Source organism: Caulobacter sp. Root1472 (assembly GCF_001426985.1).
GTDB lineage: Bacteria > Pseudomonadota > Alphaproteobacteria > Caulobacterales > Caulobacteraceae > Caulobacter > Caulobacter rhizosphaerae.
Window position 1 is genome coordinate 18,417 of record NZ_LMFX01000016.1, and the last position, 16,810, is coordinate 35,226.

The following is a 16,810-nucleotide window of genomic DNA, read 5'->3' on the forward strand; positions in this document are numbered from 1 at the left end:
CCTGGCCTCGTCATTTCCCGGCTGGCGGGAATGACGAGGCGTATCGGTGGTCCGGACGGACCCTACAGCTGGCCCAGCATGTAGTCGGCCGACGAGACCTTGAATTCCCCGCCTTCCTCGACGTTCAGCGTCTCGACCACCCCGTCCTTGGCGATCAGGGAATAGCGCTGCGAGCGCAGGCCCATGCCGAACTTGCTGCCGTCGAACTCCAGGCCGACGGCCTTGGTGAACTCGCCGTTGCCGTCGGCCAGCAGCAGCACCTCGTCGGTGATGCCCTGGTCGGCGCCCCAGGCCTTCATCACGAACAGGTCGTTGACCGAGACGCAGGCGATCGTATCGACGCCCTTGGCCTTGAGGTCCGCGGCCTTTTCCTTGAAGCCGGGCAGGTGCTTGGCCGAGCAGGTCGGGGTGAAGGCGCCGGGCACCGCGAACAGGGCCACGGTCTTGCCCTTGAACAGCTCGTCGGTGGTGACCGGGGCGGGGCCCTCGGCCGTGCTGGTCATGAAAGTCGCCGAAGGAAGCGTGTCGCCAACCTTGATCGCCATGTGCGGTGTCCTGTGGGTTGCCCGGGGAAGGGGGAGATGCGCGTTGAGAACGCGCAACCGAGATAAAGGCCCCGGCGCGGATCGCCAAGGGAAGGTTGGACTTGAAACCGACGCGTTCCGACCCGATCCTCTGATCATGGACACATCACGCAAGGATCGCGGAGTCGACAACCCCAGGGGCGAGCAGACCGGCTTCCTCGCCGGACAGATGCTGGTGGCCATGCCCGGCATCGAGGATCCGCGCTTCGAGCGCGCCGTGCTGTATGTCTGCGCCCACGACGCCGAGCAGGCCATGGGCCTGGCGGTCAACCGCCCGGTCGAGGGCCTGACCCTGTTCGAGCTGCTCAACAACCTGGGAATCGCGCCCGAGATCGAGGCCGGCGGCGACTTGGTGATGCTGGGCGGCCCGGTCGAGCGCGAGCGCGGCTTCGTGCTGCATACCGACGACTATGTCTCGCCGGACTCCACGGTGCCGGTGGCCGACGGCCTGGCCCTGACCGTGACCCGCGACGCCCTGGACGCGCTGGGCAGCAAGATCCGCCGGCCGCGCCACGCCATCCTGGCCCTCGGCTATTCCGGCTGGGGTCCGGGCCAGCTCGAGCAGGAACTGCGCGACAATGTCTGGCTGATCTGCGACGCCGACGAAGCCCTGCTGTTCGGTGACGACTACGAGAACAAGTGGACCATGGCCCTGGCCAAGATCGGGATCACGGCCGACCACCTGTCGAGCCAGGCGGGGCGGGCTTAGACGGTCCTCCTCCCGTGGGGGAGGCGATCGCGAAGCGATCGGTGGGGGGATACTGCCGAGGTTGGATCACTCCCCCCTCCGGCCCATTCGGGCCACCTCCCCCACAGGGGAGGATCTGATCGTCAGCCCCGCGCCTTCACCGGCGCGGCGCCGTCGACATAGGCTTCGTTCAGATAGACCTCGGCCTCCTGCGGCGACAGGGCCGGCGCGTAGCCGAAGCCCTGGCCGTAGTCGCAGCCCAGGGCTTGAAGGGCGCGGGCCATCTCAGCGTTCTCGACGCCCTCGGCGACGACTTCCAGGTCCAGGTCCTGGCCCAGCTTGACCACCGAGCGGACGATCTTGGCCGAGCCGGCGTTGCTGCCCATGGTCCGCACGAAATAGCGGTCGATCTTCAGCGTGTCGAACGGCAGGCGGGTCAGGTACGACAGCGACGAGAAGCCGGTGCCGAAGTCGTCCAGGGCCAGGCCGGCGCCGGCCTCGCGCAGGGTCCGCAGGATCACGGCGGCCCGCTCGGGGTCGCGCATGATGTCGCTTTCGGTGACTTCCAGCTTCAGGGCGCCGCGCGGCAGGTCGTGCTCCTTGAGCACCTGGCGTACGTCGTGGACCAGGCCCGGGCGATCGATCTCGCCCGTCGACAGGTTGACGCTGACGGTCAGGGCCCCGACGGCCGGATGGGTGTCGCGCCATTTGGCCAGCTGACGGGCCGAGGTGCGCATCATGTGCTCGCCCAGCTCGCTCATCAGGCCCATCTCCTCCACCAGCGGGAGGAACTCGTCGGGCGGCAGCATGCCGCGGCGCGGATGGATCCAGCGGGCCAGGGCCTCGAAGCCCGACAGGGCGCCGGTCGACAGCCGCACCACGGGCTGGAAGAACGGGGTGATCTCGCCGCGGCCGATGGCGCCGCGCAGGTCGGCCTCCAGAGCCAGGCGCGACAGGCCGTCGGTCTCCATCGATCGACCGTAGGCGGCGGCGCTTCCGCGGCCATTGGCGGCGGCGGCCTCGACGGCCAGCTCGGCGCGGCGCAGCAGTTCGGCCGCCTCCGGCGCGTCCTCGCCGCCCTCGGCCGAGACCGCGCCGATCGACAGAGTCGGATGGATGTCGAAGCCGGCCACCCGCAGGGGCTGCTCCAGGGCGGTGCGCAGCAGCTCGGCGGGCTCGAAGCCGGCCGGGTCGCACAGCACCGCGAACTCGTCCTCGCCGATGCGCCCCAGCAGGGCCTCGCACGGGAAGGCGGCGGCCAGGCGCGAGCCCAGGGCGGCCAGCACCAGGTCGGCGCGCTCGTGGCCCAGGGCCTCGTTCAGCCGGCGCAGGCGGTCGACGTCGGCGACCACCAGCTCATGGACGCCGCCGTTGGACAGACGCTCGCGGGCCCGGGCGATGAAGCTCTGGCGGTCCAGCAGGCCGGTCAGGCTGTCGCGCTCGGAGGCGGCGAACTTGACCTCGGGGACGACCACGCCGGCGGCGCGCACCCCGTCCTCCAGCCAGGTCCCGCGCCAGATGCAGATCTCGCCGCCCCGCGTGCGCAGGCGGGCGATGATCTCGCTGCCCGGCGGGCGGACCTTGAGGATGTCCTCGGCCTGGGCGCGATCCTGGGGCAGGGTCAGGGCGCGGAAGGCGGCGGAGGAACAGTCGGGAGCCAGCGGCCCCAGGCCCAGGGCGCGCGAAGCCCCGTTGACGCGCAGGCGATCGGCCTCGGGCTCCCAGAGCCACAGCGCGACTTCGGCGGCGCCCAGGGCCTCGAGGGTGGCCGTGGCGTCCCATACGCGTCGCTGACTGATCTTGAACGACATGCCCTGATCCCACGCCCGAAGGCGCCGTGTCCGGGTCCGCGCTAAGATTCCCCTCCGAGGAGAAGACCGGCTAACAAGCCGGGCGCGCGACCATCCCGAACAGACGATGATCTCGCCACTCGCCGTTAATTTTCAGATAAGCGGGGGCATATCCCTCTTCGCGGAAGCCCGATTTCAGCAGAACGGCCGCCGAAGGCTCGTTTTCCGGCATGCAGGCGGCCTCCAGCCGGTGCAGCCCCAGCTCGCCGAACGCGAAGTCGATCGCCGCCCGGACCCCGTCCTGCATATAGCCTTGGCGGGCATGGGGCTGGCCGATCCAATAGCCCATGACCGCCGTCTGCGAGACGCCGCGGCGGATGTGGAACAACCGGACCCCGCCGATCAGCGTCCCATCGTCGCGGCGGAACATGAAGAACGGAAACGCCTCCCCCAGCTCCAGCTCGCGGGCGTAGGCGTTGAGCCTGGCGCGGAAGGCGGGGCGGGTCAGGTCGTCCTCGGGCCAGGTCGGCTCCCAGGGCTTGAGGAAGGCGGCCGAGCGGGCTCGCAGCTCGGCCCATGGCTTGTAGTCGTGCAGGCGCGGCAGGCGCAGGAACACCGTCCGGCCTTCGAGGCGCGGGCCCGGATCGGGCTGGAAGAGGCGGAGAAAGGCGGTCACGCGGAAGGGTCTCGTCGAGCGCCGCACTTTCGAGCGTCAGGACGCCGGAGGCAATAGGCGCGGCGTCGTGACGCGGCCGCGCCTGAAGCCTTGCCGTGAGGCGCCAAAGGGGTAGGACACGGCGTTCATCGTGCGAGCGACGCGGATTCGACGCAAAGTCACGCCAGCTTGCCGCCGACGTCGCCGCGTCGGGCGACAACGATTCTCTGCGGATTAGACGGCTGACCAAGTTCTACAGGACCCGGCACAACACCTTCGCCCGGCGACGCCGGCCCGGCTGGCGGACGATCGCGGCGGTCCTGCTGGTGGTTGGGCTGGCGGCGGCGGGCTGGATGGCGTTCCATCGCGCCCGCGCCCCCAAGACGGAGCCGGTCGCCGTCGCGCCGGCGGCGACCCCGCTCGCGCTGCCCCTGAAGCCAGGAGACTGGCGCGGTCGCATCGACTACCGCGCCCTAGACGCCCGTATCCAGGCGATGATGGCCGACCGCTCGATGGAAGGCCTGGCGATCGCCGTGGTCGAGGATGGCCGCCTGTCGTTCGTGCGGGGCTATGGCCTGACCTCGCCGGAGGACGGCGAAAAGGTCGACGCCGACACCGTCTTCCGCTGGGCGTCGCTGTCCAAGACCGTGGCCGGCACGCTCAGCGCCCGCCTGGCCCGGGACGGCGTTTTCTCGCTGTACGACCCGCTGGGCAAGTTCAACACCAGCCTGCGGCTGCCCGGCGACGCCCAGAACAGGCTGACGGTCGAGCAACTGCTGTCTCAGCGCACGGGCCTGCCGCGCAACGCCTATGACGGCTGGCTGGAAGGCGGCCGGGATCCCCGGATGATTCGCAGCAGCCTGGCGGTCGTGCCGCCCCAATGTCCGCCGGCGACCTGCCACACCTATCAGAACGTCGCCTACGACACGATCCGTGAGGTCCTGGAGACCGCCACCCACCGGCCCTACGCGGAGGAGGCCCGCCAGCGGCTGTTCCTGCCGCTGGGCATGACCAGCGCGACCATCGGCATGGAGAGCCTGCGATCGGCCAAGCACTGGGCCCGGCCGTCGCGCGGCGGCCGCGCCTTGCCGCTGGCCGAGGCCTATTACCGGATCCCCGCCGCGGCCGGGGTCAATTCCAACATCGTCGACCTCGCGCGGTGGATGCAGGCCCAGATGGGCCAGGCCCCGGCCGTGCTGCCCGCCGCGGTGCTGACCGACATCCAGCAGCCCCGCGTCGACACCAATCGGCCCTACGGCAATTCGCCCCTGGGGCGGACGCTGGACCATCCCGGCTATGGCCTGGGCATGCGCAGCTTCGGCTACAAGGGCCACCGCCTGGTCGGCCACAGCGGCGCGGTCGACGGTTATCGCTCGACCATGATGTTCGACCCGGCGACCAAGACCGGCGTGGTGATGCTGTGGAACAGCGACGGCAGCCTGCCTTTCAAGCTGCAGGCCGAGGTCTTTGACCTCTACTACCATCTGCCGTTCACCGACTGGCTCCAGCTGAAAGGCGACGATGCGGGTAACGGTGGCGCCCTGAGCGATCCGTAGGGACGCGAGCGCCGCCCCTATTCGAAACCCCGCATCGACCCCCATTCCTCGAACGGGGCTCGCCGCGATCGCCAGGTGTTCACGGCCGCCGTCTCGTCGCGATAGCCCAGGGCCATGCCGCAGAACAGCATGTGGTCGGCGGGCAGGTCCAGGAAGGTGGCGACCAGCCTGCCGTAGGCTGACCAGAATTCCTGGGCGCAGGTGTCCAGGCCCTGCTCGACGGCCAGCAGCATCAGGGTCTGCATGTACATGCCGATGTCGGACCATTGCGGCGGGCCGCAGTCGCGATGCACCGAGAAGAACAGGGCGACTGGCGCGCCGAAGAACTCGGCGTTCTTGGCGAACTGCTGCAGGCGGCCCAGCTTGTCCTCGCGCGGGATGCCCAGCGACGCGTAGAGGTCCTCGCCGACCTGGTAGCGGCGGGTGCGCAGGGGCTCCCACAGGTTGGGGGGATAGACGTGGTATTCCGGCTCGTCGCGGTCCATCAGCCGCGCCCCGACCAGGGCCTTGAGCTGGTTCAGCGGCTCGCCGGCCAGGGCGTGCACCACCCAGGGCTGGAGGTTGCCGCCCGACGGCGCGCGGCCGGCGGCTTCCAGCAACTGGCGGACCACGCCGCCGGGCGGCGGATCGGGCCTGAAGGCGCGAACCGACATTCGCCGCGCGACGGCTTCGGAAACGCTCCTGGACTGGGTCATCAAGGCCTCGCTAACGGCTGGGCGGCTATCCCCGCGACACAGGCTTGGCTAGCATCCGGCCGCAAGGTCAAGGCAAGCGGCGAAAGACGAGCGGCGAAAGGCGAGGGGGCGATCTGTGAAGGTGCTGGTGCGGAACATCCTGGTGGCCCTGTTCATCCTGTTGGTCGCCGGGCCGATCCTGACGGTGGTCGTCTATCGCTTCGTGCCGCCCCCGGCCACGCCGCTGATGGTCATCCGCCTGGCCGAAGGCAAGGGCTGGAACCACCACTGGCGGCCGATCGACGAGGTCTCGCCGGCCCTGCCGCGCGCGCTGATCGCCGCCGAGGACGCCCGGTTCTGCGACCACCATGGCTTCGACCTGGACGCCCTGCAGAAGGCCTACGAGAACAACGAGAAGGGCAAGAAGATCCGCGGCGGCTCGACCATCAGCCAGCAGACCGCCAAGAACGTCTTCCTGTGGCCGGGCCGTTCCTATGTTCGTAAAGGGCTAGAGGCCTATTTCACGGTGCTGATCGAGACGATCTGGGGCAAGAAGCGGATCATGGAGGTCTATCTGAACTCCATTGAGTACGGCCCGGGGATCTATGGCGCGGAGGCTGCGTCGCGGACCTACTTCAAGGTCGGCGCCGACAAGCTGACGCCGCTGCAGGCGGCGCGGCTGGCGGCGATCCTGCCCAGCCCGCTCAAATGGAAGGCGGTCAATCCGGGCCGCTACGTCAAGAAGCGCTCCAGCCGAATCGGCAAGGCCTCGGGCGCGGTGCGCCGGGGCGGCCTGGCGGCCTGCGTGGCTCAGGAGATCCCCTGATGATCGCACCCGGCCCCACCCTGGAAACCGCACGACTGATCCTGCGGCCGCCAGCCGCCGAGGACCTGGACGGCTGGGCCGAACTGATGGCCGATGCCGAGGCGGCCCGCTTCATCGGCGGCCAGATGAGCCGGTCCCAGGCCTGGCGGATGATGGCCACCATGGCCGGCTCCTGGGCGCTGAACGGGTTTGGCATGTTCTCGCTGATCGAGAAGGCCACCGGCCAGTGGGTCGGACGGATCGGTCCGTGGCGTCCCGAGGGCTGGCCGGGGACCGAGGTGGGTTGGAGCCTGCATCCCCGCGCCCACGGCAAGGGCTATGCGGTCGAGGCGGCGACGGCGACCATGGATTGGGCCGTCGACCACCTGGGCTGGACGCGGCTGGTCCACTGCATCGACCCGGCCAATGTCGCTTCGATCAAGGTGGCTGAACGGATCGGCTCGCGCTTCCTGGAGGTCGGCCGCCTGCCCGAACCCTTCCAGGAGACGCCAGTCCATCTGTGGGGGCAGACGGCGGCGGACTGGAAGGCGCGGCGCTCTATCTAACCCGGCTCATCCCGGCGAATGCCGGGACCCAGATGGCATGGCTCCGAGGCGAGTTCCTTGAGCTCCGAGCGCCTCCAGCCCACACACCGCTATGGAATCTGGGTCCCGGCATTCGCCGGGATGAGCGGATTTTTACGGGGAGTCCAACGGTCGCGCATAGGCGGCCCGGGCCCGGCCCGAGCGGACGAACACCCGGGTGATCCGCGGATCGATGGCCCGGATCCGCGTCGCGAAGTCGTCGGCGGCGTCCTCGATCTCGCCGGCGGTCAGGGCGTCGTGGAAATCCAGGGTCACGCCCAGCAGGATCTCGCTAGGGCCCAGGTGCATGCTCAGCACCTCGGCCACGGTGTCGATGCGTGGGTCGGCGGCCAGCATGCCGCGCACCGCCTCGACGATGCGCGGCGAGGCCGACTCGCCGGTCAGCAGGCTGCGGGTCTCGTTGGCCAGGAAGATCGCCACCCCCACCAGCAGCAGGCCGATCGCCACCGAGGCCGCGCCGTCGGCCCAGGCGATCCCGAACATCGCCGAACCCGCCACGCCCAGGGCCGCGATCGCCAGGCCGGCCACGGCCGCGCCGTCCTCCAGCAGGACGGCGAAGATCGACGGGTCCTTGCTGCGGCGGATGGCGCGGAAAAACGGCGTGCCCTTGCGGACGACCTTGAACTCCTTCCAGGCCACCAGGAACGAGCCGCCCTCGAACAGCACGGCCAGGCCGATGACCAGGAAGTTGATCCACGCCCGCTCGATCGGCTCGGGCCGGGCGATCTTCAGCACGCCCTCATAGATCGAGAAGGCCCCGCCCAGGGCGAAGATCAGCAGGGCCACCACGAAGGCCCAGAAATAGACCTCCATGCCGTAGCCGAACGGGTGGGTTTCGCTGGGCGGCTTGCGGGCGCGCGCCAGGCCCAGCAGCAGCAGGCCCTGGTTGCCGGTGTCGACGCTCGAATGGATGGCCTCCGTCAGCATGGCCGACGAGCCGGTCAGGGCGAAGGCGACGAACTTGGTGGCGGCGATGGCCAGGTTGCCAGCCAGGGCCGCGTAGACCACGGTGGTCGAGCTGTTGTGGGTTCCCGTCGCGGCCATGCGGGCCGAACGCGGCGGACCGGGCAGCCGTTCCTCAGGGGGGCGTTCCTCTGGGGCGGCCTCAGGGCCTGTCGACGGCGAAGCGGATGATGCTGGCGTTCTTGTCGTCGGCGACCCAGATGGCGCCGTCGGCGGCGACAGTGATCCCGACGGGCGTCCCCTGCGGCCGCACGCCCTCGGCCCGGCGCCAACCCGGCGTCAGCACCTGGGCCTGGGCGGCGGGGCCGGCGCCGAACGGCCGCGAGCCGCTGGGATAGGTCGGATAGGTCGCCTTGGACCGCGTCAACGGAACGCCCTGGGCGTCGACCGCGAAGGCGACTAGGCGGCCGCCGGTCGAGCGATAGCCATGCCAGCTCATCAGCAGCTTGCCCTTGAGACCGGGGAACATCGCGGCTTGGTACCAGGTCATGGCCAGTGGGGCGACGTGGGGCGGCAGCAGGGCGGCGGGCGGGGTGTGGGCGGCCGAGGCGCAGTCCATGGCTCCGGCCCAGCCGGGCGTCGGCGTGGTCAAGTCCTGGCAATAGGGCCAGCCGTAGTGCCGGCCCGCCTCGATGCGGTTGACCTCCTCGAACGGACTCCAGCGGTCGTCGAAGTCGTAGCTGTTCTCGGCCTGCAGCACCGTTCCCGACGGATGCACCGCCAGGGCCACCGAGTTGCGCAGGCCGCGCGCCAGCATCGTGAACGTCGGCTCCCAGCGCCCCGGGGCGAGGCGGGCGTAGCGGCGGATCCCGGCCGTGGCCTCCTGGCCTTCCGACTGGTCGCAACGGTCGGTCCCGACCCGCGCGCCGTTGGCGTCCAGGCACTGGTCCGACGGCGCGCCGACATTGACCAGCAGGGCGCCGTCGGCGGCGAACACGAACTGCGACAGCGGGTGGCGGTTGTCGTGCAGCTTGTTGTCCGGCAGGCCGGTGATCACGTCCTGGACCGTGGCGGCCGGGTCGGGCGCGCGCGGGTCGAAGCGGAAGATCCGGCTCATCTCGCCGACATAGGCCAGGCCGTCGGGACCGATCGCCAGGCCGTGCGGCAGCGACAGGCCGGTCAGCAGGGGCTGCAGTTGCACGGTCTGGCCGGGCGCGGCGGTCAGCTTCCAGATCACGCCGCGCGGGCGGGTCCAGTCGGCGAGGTCGGCGACCAGCCAGGTCTGCTCGTCCAGCTGGACCAGGGTGCGGGGCAGGCGCAGCTGGCGGTCGGCGAAGGCCCCGGGGACCGGGCCGAGCACCAGGCCGGCGCACATCCCCGCCGCGGTGTCGATCGGCAGCCGAGGCCAGCCGTCACAGGTTCCTTCGACCTTGTAGCCGACGCGCGGCGCAGCTTGGGCGGCGAGCGGGCCCGCGCCCAAGCCCAAGCCCAGGGCCAAGCCCAGCACCAAGGCGATCCTCGCTCGCACCATGTCGTCGCCCCCGTCCGCTCAGGGGTACGATCTAGCGTTGCAATGCGCCTGAGGAAAGGGCGTCAGACCCGATTGTAGGGATACCGGTCGCGGATCATCCGCTGGAAGAACCGGCCCTTCGACGGGGCCCGTTCGAAGGCCTCGGTCACCCGGGGCGGCACCCCGACATAGACGTATTCGTCGCCGTCGATGAAGGTGACGAACAGCTTGCCGTGCTCGGGCTCGTAGTCGATTCGCCGGATCGCCGTGGAGTCGACACGCATGGCTCAGGATCTCCGCATGGGGGTCGTCTGACAGAAGAGCGCGCGCCGCGTGGGGCGGTTCCCCAGGGATCGCCGGGCGCCCGTTTAGGGTGCAAACCGACGCGAACTGGGGTGTAGTCCGTCGGACGAAGGCTCCGCTTCACGTGAGCCGGGGGGAGAAGCGCACATGCAACCGCATTCCTGGGTCGCGATCGTCACGATCGCCGCTTTGCTGGTCTATGTCTGGATGGCCGCCCGCATCGGCCGGGTCCGGCGCAAGTGCGGCATCCAGGCGCCGACCATGACCGGCGACCCGGTTCTCGAACGCCACATCCGCGTGCAGGCCAACACCCTGGAATGGCTGCCGCTGTTCCTGCCGTCGCTGTGGCTGTTCGCGATCTACTGGAGCGACCTGGTCGCCGTGATCCTCGGCGGAATCTGGATCGTCGGGCGCATCGTCTACGCCCTGGGCTATGTGGCCGACCCGGGCAAGCGCGAGGTCGGGTTCATCATCCAGGCCCTGGCGACCGCGGTCCTGCTGTTCGGCGCCCTGGGGCGCGTCATCTGGATGCTCGTCACGCTCGGGGCCTAGCCGCCCGCTGGCCGGGCGGGCGAGGCTTGGCTATGAGGGGCCGGCCATGACCCTGCCCGTTGATCCCGCCCGCTACAGCGCCTTCCTGGTGACGATGTTCGTCATGGCCATCACCCCAGGGCCGGCCAACCTGTTCGCCATCGCCACCGGCATGCAGAAGGGCAAGGGCGCGGCCTTGCTGGGCGTGGTCGGCATGAACACCGCCACCCTGGTCTGGTTCGGCTGCTCGGCCCTGGGACTGGGCGCGCTGATCATCGCCTTCCCCAAGGCCTTCCACCTGCTGGCCCTGGCCGGGGCGGCCTATCTGGTCTGGCTGGGGCTGAAGTCGATCGGGTCGGCCCTGAAGGACCTCGGCGGTGAGGGCGAGCCCCACCGGTCGTTCCGCATGGGCCGCTCGGCGTTCCGCGACGGCTTTACCGTGCAGATCGCCAATCCCAAGATCCTGCTGTTCTTCACCGCGGTGCTGCCGCCGTTCATCGACGTCCAGCGGCCGCTCGCGCCGCAACTTTTGATGTTCGCCGCCGCCACCATCGGCATGGACCTGATCAGCATGAGCAGCTACGGCCTGGGCGGGGCGGCGCTGGCCTCGCGGATGACCGAACCGGGGTTCCGCAAGGGGTTTGCGGTCGTGGTCGGGGTCTTGCTGATCACCGCCGCGGGACTGATCGTCGCGCGCGGCTGATCTCATCGCTGAAACGCATTCGCCTTGGCGAAACCACAAAGCTGGGCCATGCATTAGGCTGATGGGACGAAACGAGTCTTTTCGCCAAGATTCCGAGTAAAGGAATGCGCCATGACTAAACGCAAGACCATAGGCGGCAAGGCCGGAATGGTCGCGGCCGTGGCGCTCGCCGCCCTCCTGACGGCCTGCGCCACCGCCACCCCCTACCAGCCGAACGTCCGCGGCCAGCAGGCGACGGGCGGCTTCTCCGAGCAGCGTCTCGAAGGCGACCGCTATCGGGTGACCTTCGCCGGCAACAGCCTCACCTCGCGGGAAACCGTCGAGCGCTATCTGCTGTACCGGGCCGCCGAGCTGACCACCCAGCAGGGCTATGACTGGTTCGAGACGGCCGACCGCCGCACCGACCGTGACGCCCGCACCGTGATCGACGGCGACCCCTTCGGCCGACCGTTCGGCTATTACGGCGGCGGCTACGGCTATTGGCGCCCGGCCTGGCGCTATTACGGGCCCCGCTATGGCGGCTGGCGCGCCTGGGATCCCTACTGGGGCGACCCCTTCTTCGATCGCACCGAAGTCCGCACGATCGAGAAGTTCGAGGCCAGCGCCGAGATCGTGATGCACAAGGGCCGCAAGCCGTCGGGCGATCCGCGGGCCTATGACGCTCGCGAGATCATGGCCAACCTGGCGCCCAGCATCCAGCGCCCGGCGCCGAAGTAGCGACCTTCCTTCTCCCCTTGCGGGAGAAGGTGTCGGCGTAGCCGACGGGTCGAAAGACAGAGCCGCCGCGAGCAGCCGAAAGGCCGGTCGCGGCGGTTGTCGTTTTGAGAGACCCCCCATCCGACCCGTTGCGCGGGCCACCTTCTCCCGCAAGGGGAGAAGGAAGCGCGTCCCCTATCGCGGGGCCATGCGGATGCCGCCGTCCAGGCGCACGTCCTCGCCGTTGAAATAGCCGCAGGTGATCATCGTCAGGGCCAACTGGGCGTATTCCTCGGGATTGCCCAGGCGCTTAGGGAACGGCACCGAGGCGGCCAGGGCGGCCTTCACGTTCTCGGGCGCGCCGTTCATCAGCGGCGTGTTGAAGATCCCCGGCAGGATGGTGTTGACCCGGACGCCGTCGTTCATCAGGTCGCGGGCGATCGGCAGGGTCATGCCAATGACGCCGCCCTTCGACGCCGAATAGGCGGCCTGTCCCACCTGGCCGTCCTCGCCCGCCACGCTGGCGGTGTTGACGATCGCGCCGCGCTCGCCGTCCTCCAGCGGCTCCAGGTCCAGCATGCCCTTGGCCGACTTGGCGATGCAGCGGAACGTGCCGACCAGGTTGATCTGGATGATCATGTTGAAGGCGTCGAGCGGGAAGTGCCGGGCCTCGCCGGTGGCCTTGTCGCGGCTGGCGGTCTTGATGGCGTTGCCGGTGCCGGCGCAGTTGACCAGCACCCGCTCCTGGCCGTGGGCCGCGCGGGCCTTGGCGAAGCCGGCGTCGACGTCCTCGTCGGAGGTGACGTTGACCTTGCAGAACACGCCGCCGATCTCCCGGGCGACCGCTTCGCCCTTGGCCTCGTTCATGTCGAAGATGGCGACCTTTACGCCCTGGGCGGCCAGGGCGCGGGCGGTGGCTTCGCCGAGGCCCGAGGCGCCCCCGGTGACGACGGCGGCGACGGTGCTATCGAGTTTCATGGACGTTTCCTCGGAGCCTGCGTTTAATTGGACCTTGAGGAGCGGTTTACCCCGATGAGCGCAGACGCCAAACCATCCCCCGACGTCAACCCGAAGGGCGTCGACCCCGAAGCGAACGCCCGCGAGGTGCTGGATCCGAAGAAGGCCCTCGTGCCCGCCACGGTGAAGGTCAATGAGCAGCGCGTGGCGCGGGGCTTCTGGCCGAAGATCCGCAAGGTGGCCGCCAAGGTCCCGTTCGCGGCCGACGCCCTGTCGCTGTGGTGGTGCGCCAAGGATCCCACCACGCCGACCGCCGCCAAGGGCATGATGCTGGCCGCCCTGGCCTATTTCGTGCTGCCGACCGACGCGATCCCGGATGTGCTGCCGGCCATCGGCTTCACCGACGACGCCGCCGTCATCGCGGCCCTGATCGCCATCGTCGGCAAGAACCTCAAGCCCCGCCACAAGGACGAGGCCCGGACCTTCCTCGCCAAGCTGGGCGCGGATGACTGACCTTCGGCTGTGGGCCGTGGCCGGGCTCTGCGCGGTGCTGTACGGCCTGGTCCTGGTTCAGCGGCCGCCGTCGTTCCTGCGGACCCTGGTCAAGACGCTCGCCGTGGGGGCGCTGTCGGTGCTGGCCTATCTGGAGGGCGGCGGGCCGGGGCTGGCGATCGCCCTGGCCCTGTGCGCGGTCGGTGACGCCTTCCTGGCCGGCGATCCCAAGCGCTGGCTGCCGTTCGGCCTGGCCGCCTTCCTGGCGGGCCATGGGGTCTATGTCGTGCTGTTCTGGCGCGAGCGAGGTCCGGCCGGGGCGGCGTTCTGGATCGCCGCGCCCCTGGTCGTCCTGGCCGCCGCGACCCTGCTGGCCAGGCTTTGGACGTCGCTGGGCGCCTTGAAGCCGGCCGTCGTCCTCTATGTTCTGGCCATCGTCGCGATGGTCTCGACCAGCTTGCTGCTGCCGCGCCTGGGCTGGCCGGCCACCGTCGGAGCCCTGGCCTTCATGGCCTCCGACGCCATCCTGTCGTTCGACCTGTTCAAGGGCGCCAAGCTGGCCGGCTCGCCCCGCCTGACGGCCTGGGCGGTGTGGTTCCTGTACTTCGTCGGCCAGGCGATGATCACCTGGGGGATGTTGCGCTAGCAGCTTTGGCCCGCCGACGTCGCCCCCCGCCGTGTCAGTGCGCGCCCAGCATGTCCGGCGTCACCGCCTCTAGATCCGCTGCGCCTGTCGTCACCGCCGCCAGCTGCCCTGGCACGCTGGCCAGCACGGCCTCGCCATAGACCCGCGCCAGCGTCAGCCGCAGGCCCTCGGGTTCGGCCAGCGCGCCCTTGGCCAGCATCCAGCCGCCGACCGTGTCGCCCAGCAGCTTCAGATAGGCCGTGGCGCCAGAAAGGGCGTCGGGCATGGCCCGGGCCCGGCGCTCGATCAGCCAGGCGGTGGCGGAACCGGCCGCGTCCAGCGCCGCCTTGAAACGCAGGGCGAAGCCGCCCAGCGCGCCGCCGGCGGCCTCAAGCGCTTTCTGGGTGTCGCGCATGTCGTCCATCAGGTCGGCGATCGCCTGGCCTTCCGACAGGGGGAGCTTGCGGCCGATCAGGTCGATGGCCTGGATGCCGTTGGCGCCCTCGTAGATCGGGGCGATGCGGGCGTCGCGATAGTGCTGGGCCGCGCCGGTCTCCTCGATGAAGCCCATGCCGCCGTGCACCTGCACGCCCTGGGAGGCGACCTCGACGCCGACGTCGGTGGACCAGGCCTTGGCGATCGGGGTCAGCAGTTCCTCACGCAGCTTGGCGGTCGCGCGCTCTTCCTCGGTCGCGGCGTGGGTGGAGAGGTCGGCGGCCACGGCCGTGGACAGGCAGATCCCACGCGCCGCCTCGATCTTCGCCTTCATCAGGACCAGGGTCCTGCGGATGTCGGGATGGTCGTAGAGTCGCGCGGGGTGGGCCCCGGTCCAGGCCGAACGGCCTTGCGTCCGCTCCAGCGAGAAGTCCAGCGCCTGCTGGTAGGCCCGCTCGGCGATGGCGGTCCCCTGGGCGCCGACCTGCAGCCGCGCGGCGTTCATCATCGTGAACATGTGAGCCAGGCCCTGGCCCAACTGGCCGACCAGTTCGGCCTTGGCCCCCTCGTACAGCATCACGCAGGTCGGCGAGCCGTGGATGCCCAGCTTGTGCTCCAGTCCGCCGACCCGCAGGGCGTTGGCCGCGCCCGGGCCGCCGGCCTCGTCGACCAGGACCTTGGGAGCCAGGAACAGCGAGATGCCCTTGACGCCGGGCGGGGCGTCGGGCGTGCGGGCCAGCACCAGGTGCAGGATGTTGTCGGCCGCGTCGTGGTCGCCCCAGGTGATGAAGATCTTCTGGCCCGACAGGCTGTAGCCGCCGTCGCCGTCCGGCGTGGCCATCGTCGTCAGGGCGCCCAGGTCCGAACCGGCCTGGGGCTCGGTCAGGTTCATGGTCCCGGTCCATTCGCCCGAGACCAGGCGAGGCAGGTAGAGCGACTTCTGGCGGTCGGAGCCGTGGTGGGTCAGGGCCTCGATGGCCCCCAGGCTCAGCATCGGGCAAAGGCCGAAGGCCATGTTGGCCGCCTGGACCATTTCCAGCACCGCCACCTCCAGGGTTTTCGGCAGGCCCTGGCCGCCGTGCTCGGGCGCGGCCGCCAGGCTGGTCCAGCCGTCCTGGGCGAACCGGCGGTAGGCGTCGGCGAAGCCCGGCGCGGTGCGGACCACGCCGTTCTCGAGCTTCGCGCCGACCAGGTCTCCGCCTCGGTTCAGCGGGGCAAGCACCTCGCTGGCGAACGCTCCCGCCGCCTCGAGCACCGCGCTGACCGTGTCGGCGTCGGCCTCCGGGAAGGCGGTCGCCAGGCGGTCGAACCCGGCCACGTGCTTCAGGGCGAAGGCGAGGTCGCGGACGGGCGCGCGGTAGGTCATGGGACGTGTCCGATCTGGCGGCGGATAGGTGAACTTCGTTTAGATGCCGCGACGCCCCCTGCAAAGTCGATTGGATCACGGCTTCGTGAAGGGCGGTCCCTTCCGCGCCGGGCCAAGCTTCCTAAGTTGGGGGATCAGCAACTGCTGTTATTACAGTTTGGAGACTGTCCCCATGAACCGCCGCATCGCCTCCTCGCTCTTTAGGGGCGCCTTCCTGGCCGGCGCTCTTCTGACCGCGTCCGCCGCCCTGCCGGTCGTGGCCTCCGCCCAGGTCGCGAGCGATCCGGCCGCCGCGCCCGCCGGAACCTGGACGCTCGACAAGCGCCACGCCAGCCTGACGATGAAGGTCACGCACTTCGGCACGTCGCACTACACCTTCCGCTTCGCCCAGGGCGCCATCGACGGTTCGTACGCCTACGACCCGGCCAAGCCGCTGGACACCAAGGTGTCGATCACCATTGACGCCACCAAGGTCGACACCGGCCTGCCGGACTTCGACAAGGAAATCGGCACGGACGCGAAGTTCTTCAACGGCGCGCAATATCCCAAGATCACCTTCGTCTCGACCAAGGTCGAGCCGGGCAAGCTGACCGGCGACTTGACCTTCCGCGGCGTGACCAAGCCGGTCACCCTGGACGTCAAGTACAACGGCTACGCCAAGACCCCGTTCGGCTCGCAGATCATGGGCTTCTCGGCCACCGGCAAGATCAAGCGCTCGGACTTCGGCTTCACCCACCTCGTGCCGATGGTCAGCGACGACGTCGACCTGGCGATCGAAGCTGAGTTCAATCCGAAGAAATAAGCTAGACCTCCTCATCCTGAGGCACCCGCGCAGCGGGCCTCGAAGGACGCACGGCTTTCACGCTGCGTCCTTCGAGGCTCGACCAAAGGGTCGAGCCCCTCAGGAAGAGGCGCGCTAATGGATCTGCTAA

19 protein-coding genes are annotated in these 16,810 nt (G+C 69.7%); 10 read left to right on the plus strand and 9 right to left on the minus strand.

Features of this window, described 5'->3' with window-relative positions; all coding sequences use genetic code 11:
• Positions 1-62: 62 nt before the first annotated feature.
• Positions 63-545: a peroxiredoxin gene (locus ASD47_RS12690; protein ID WP_056756810.1), complete on the minus strand. Its 483-nt coding sequence runs from the start codon at positions 543-545 to the stop codon at positions 63-65.
• 136 nt (positions 546-681) lie between these two features.
• Here ASD47_RS12690 and ASD47_RS12695 point away from each other — a divergent pair, with 136 nt between their 5' ends.
• On the plus strand, positions 682-1,293 hold the full coding sequence (locus ASD47_RS12695; RefSeq protein WP_056756811.1) for a YqgE/AlgH family protein: 612 nt from the start codon (positions 682-684) through the stop codon (positions 1,291-1,293).
• 122 nt (positions 1,294-1,415) lie between these two features.
• Here ASD47_RS12695 and ASD47_RS12700 read toward each other — a convergent pair whose 3' ends face one another.
• Together ASD47_RS12700 and ASD47_RS12705 are read right to left on the minus strand one after the other, a co-directional pair.
• Positions 1,416-3,083 (minus strand): bifunctional diguanylate cyclase/phosphodiesterase, encoded by a 1,668-nt coding sequence (locus ASD47_RS12700; RefSeq protein WP_056756812.1) that lies wholly within the window; start codon positions 3,081-3,083, stop codon positions 1,416-1,418.
• 70 nt (positions 3,084-3,153) lie between these two features.
• Complete coding sequence (locus ASD47_RS12705; protein ID WP_056756813.1) at positions 3,154-3,738, minus strand: GNAT family N-acetyltransferase; 585 nt, start codon at positions 3,736-3,738, stop codon at positions 3,154-3,156.
• Positions 3,739-4,070: 332 nt separating this feature from the next.
• Here ASD47_RS12705 and ASD47_RS12710 point away from each other — a divergent pair, with 332 nt between their 5' ends.
• Positions 4,071-5,273 (plus strand): serine hydrolase, encoded by a 1,203-nt coding sequence (locus ASD47_RS12710; protein WP_056756972.1) that lies wholly within the window; start codon positions 4,071-4,073, stop codon positions 5,271-5,273.
• Between the two features lie 17 nt (positions 5,274-5,290).
• Here ASD47_RS12710 and ASD47_RS12715 read toward each other — a convergent pair whose 3' ends face one another.
• Entirely contained in the window at positions 5,291-5,968 is a 678-nt protein-coding gene (locus tag ASD47_RS12715) for a nitroreductase (RefSeq protein WP_056756814.1), read from the minus strand.
• A gap of 115 nt (positions 5,969-6,083) precedes the next feature.
• Here ASD47_RS12715 and mtgA point away from each other — a divergent pair, with 115 nt between their 5' ends.
• Together mtgA and ASD47_RS12725 are read left to right on the plus strand one after the other, a co-directional pair.
• The gene (mtgA, locus tag ASD47_RS12720) at positions 6,084-6,773 is read left to right on the plus strand and encodes a monofunctional biosynthetic peptidoglycan transglycosylase (RefSeq protein ID WP_056756820.1); all 690 of its coding nucleotides are present in this window, start codon (positions 6,084-6,086) and stop codon (positions 6,771-6,773) included.
• Complete coding sequence (locus tag ASD47_RS12725) at positions 6,770-7,318, plus strand: GNAT family N-acetyltransferase (RefSeq protein WP_056756974.1); 549 nt, start codon at positions 6,770-6,772, stop codon at positions 7,316-7,318. Before mtgA ends, ASD47_RS12725 begins: the two co-directional genes overlap by 4 nt.
• Before the next feature lie 132 nt (positions 7,319-7,450).
• Here the strand turns inward: ASD47_RS12725 and ASD47_RS12730 are convergent, their stop codons facing one another.
• From ASD47_RS12730 to ASD47_RS12740, 3 genes are all read right to left on the minus strand, one after another.
• Positions 7,451-8,401, minus strand: coding sequence for a cation diffusion facilitator family transporter (locus tag ASD47_RS12730; protein WP_056756824.1), 951 nt, complete (start codon positions 8,399-8,401; stop codon positions 7,451-7,453).
• Between the two features lie 61 nt (positions 8,402-8,462).
• Complete coding sequence (locus tag ASD47_RS12735; RefSeq protein ID WP_056756826.1) at positions 8,463-9,791, minus strand: sorbosone dehydrogenase family protein; 1,329 nt, start codon at positions 9,789-9,791, stop codon at positions 8,463-8,465.
• A gap of 62 nt (positions 9,792-9,853) precedes the next feature.
• Positions 9,854-10,054: a KTSC domain-containing protein gene (locus ASD47_RS12740; protein WP_028038824.1), complete on the minus strand. Its 201-nt coding sequence runs from the start codon at positions 10,052-10,054 to the stop codon at positions 9,854-9,856.
• A gap of 166 nt (positions 10,055-10,220) precedes the next feature.
• Between ASD47_RS12740 and ASD47_RS12745 the strand changes: the two genes are divergently transcribed.
• The 3 genes from ASD47_RS12745 to ASD47_RS12755 all read left to right on the plus strand — a co-directional run bounded on the left by ASD47_RS12745 (position 10,221) and on the right by ASD47_RS12755 (position 12,024).
• Complete coding sequence (locus ASD47_RS12745) at positions 10,221-10,625, plus strand: MAPEG family protein (protein WP_056756831.1); 405 nt, start codon at positions 10,221-10,223, stop codon at positions 10,623-10,625.
• Positions 10,626-10,671: 46 nt separating this feature from the next.
• Complete coding sequence (locus ASD47_RS12750) at positions 10,672-11,307, plus strand: LysE family translocator (protein ID WP_056756834.1); 636 nt, start codon at positions 10,672-10,674, stop codon at positions 11,305-11,307.
• A 111-nt stretch (positions 11,308-11,418) separates the two neighbouring features.
• A complete protein-coding gene (locus ASD47_RS12755) occupies positions 11,419-12,024 on the plus strand; it encodes a hypothetical protein (RefSeq protein ID WP_056756835.1) in 606 nt (201 codons plus the stop codon).
• A gap of 174 nt (positions 12,025-12,198) precedes the next feature.
• Here the strand turns inward: ASD47_RS12755 and ASD47_RS12760 are convergent, their stop codons facing one another.
• Entirely contained in the window at positions 12,199-12,981 is a 783-nt protein-coding gene (locus tag ASD47_RS12760; RefSeq protein ID WP_056756836.1) for an SDR family NAD(P)-dependent oxidoreductase, read from the minus strand.
• A gap of 54 nt (positions 12,982-13,035) precedes the next feature.
• Between ASD47_RS12760 and ASD47_RS12765 the strand changes: the two genes are divergently transcribed.
• Together ASD47_RS12765 and ASD47_RS12770 are read left to right on the plus strand one after the other, a co-directional pair.
• Positions 13,036-13,473: a YkvA family protein gene (locus ASD47_RS12765; protein ID WP_056756843.1), complete on the plus strand. Its 438-nt coding sequence runs from the start codon at positions 13,036-13,038 to the stop codon at positions 13,471-13,473.
• Positions 13,466-14,098 (plus strand): lysoplasmalogenase, encoded by a 633-nt coding sequence (locus ASD47_RS12770; RefSeq protein ID WP_056756845.1) that lies wholly within the window; start codon positions 13,466-13,468, stop codon positions 14,096-14,098. The genes ASD47_RS12765 and ASD47_RS12770 overlap by 8 nt, the downstream gene beginning before the upstream one ends.
• 34 nt (positions 14,099-14,132) lie before the next feature.
• On the opposite strand, the gene ASD47_RS12775 is transcribed toward ASD47_RS12770, so the two are convergent.
• Positions 14,133-15,878, minus strand: coding sequence for an acyl-CoA dehydrogenase (locus tag ASD47_RS12775; protein WP_056756846.1), 1,746 nt, complete (start codon positions 15,876-15,878; stop codon positions 14,133-14,135).
• A 172-nt stretch (positions 15,879-16,050) separates the two neighbouring features.
• Between ASD47_RS12775 and ASD47_RS12780 the strand changes: the two genes are divergently transcribed.
• Positions 16,051-16,680, plus strand: coding sequence for a YceI family protein (locus tag ASD47_RS12780; protein WP_056756847.1), 630 nt, complete (start codon positions 16,051-16,053; stop codon positions 16,678-16,680).
• Positions 16,681-16,810: the final 130 nt, after the last annotated feature.

Coding starts and splice junctions, on each gene's coding strand:
- ASD47_RS12765 (WP_056756843.1), top strand. CDS start 13,036: ATGAGCGCAGACGCCAAACCATCCCCCGACGTCAACCCGAAGGGCGTC.
- ASD47_RS12770 (WP_056756845.1), top strand. CDS start 13,466: ATGACTGACCTTCGGCTGTGGGCCGTGGCCGGGCTCTGCGCGGTGCTG.
- ASD47_RS12775 (WP_056756846.1), bottom strand. CDS start 15,878: ATGACCTACCGCGCGCCCGTCCGCGACCTCGCCTTCGCCCTGAAGCAC.
- ASD47_RS12710 (WP_056756972.1), top strand. CDS start 4,071: ATGGCGTTCCATCGCGCCCGCGCCCCCAAGACGGAGCCGGTCGCCGTC.
- ASD47_RS12695 (WP_056756811.1), top strand. CDS start 682: ATGGACACATCACGCAAGGATCGCGGAGTCGACAACCCCAGGGGCGAG.
- ASD47_RS12700 (WP_056756812.1), bottom strand. CDS start 3,083: ATGTCGTTCAAGATCAGTCAGCGACGCGTATGGGACGCCACGGCCACC.
- ASD47_RS12690 (WP_056756810.1), bottom strand. CDS start 545: ATGGCGATCAAGGTTGGCGACACGCTTCCTTCGGCGACTTTCATGACC.
- ASD47_RS12735 (WP_056756826.1), bottom strand. CDS start 9,791: ATGGTGCGAGCGAGGATCGCCTTGGTGCTGGGCTTGGCCCTGGGCTTG.
- ASD47_RS12780 (WP_056756847.1), top strand. CDS start 16,051: ATGAACCGCCGCATCGCCTCCTCGCTCTTTAGGGGCGCCTTCCTGGCC.
- ASD47_RS12740 (WP_028038824.1), bottom strand. CDS start 10,054: ATGCGTGTCGACTCCACGGCGATCCGGCGAATCGACTACGAGCCCGAG.
- ASD47_RS12750 (WP_056756834.1), top strand. CDS start 10,672: ATGACCCTGCCCGTTGATCCCGCCCGCTACAGCGCCTTCCTGGTGACG.
- ASD47_RS12755 (WP_056756835.1), top strand. CDS start 11,419: ATGACTAAACGCAAGACCATAGGCGGCAAGGCCGGAATGGTCGCGGCC.
- ASD47_RS12715 (WP_056756814.1), bottom strand. CDS start 5,968: ATGACCCAGTCCAGGAGCGTTTCCGAAGCCGTCGCGCGGCGAATGTCG.
- ASD47_RS12760 (WP_056756836.1), bottom strand. CDS start 12,981: ATGAAACTCGATAGCACCGTCGCCGCCGTCGTCACCGGGGGCGCCTCG.
- ASD47_RS12745 (WP_056756831.1), top strand. CDS start 10,221: ATGCAACCGCATTCCTGGGTCGCGATCGTCACGATCGCCGCTTTGCTG.
- ASD47_RS12730 (WP_056756824.1), bottom strand. CDS start 8,401: ATGGCCGCGACGGGAACCCACAACAGCTCGACCACCGTGGTCTACGCG.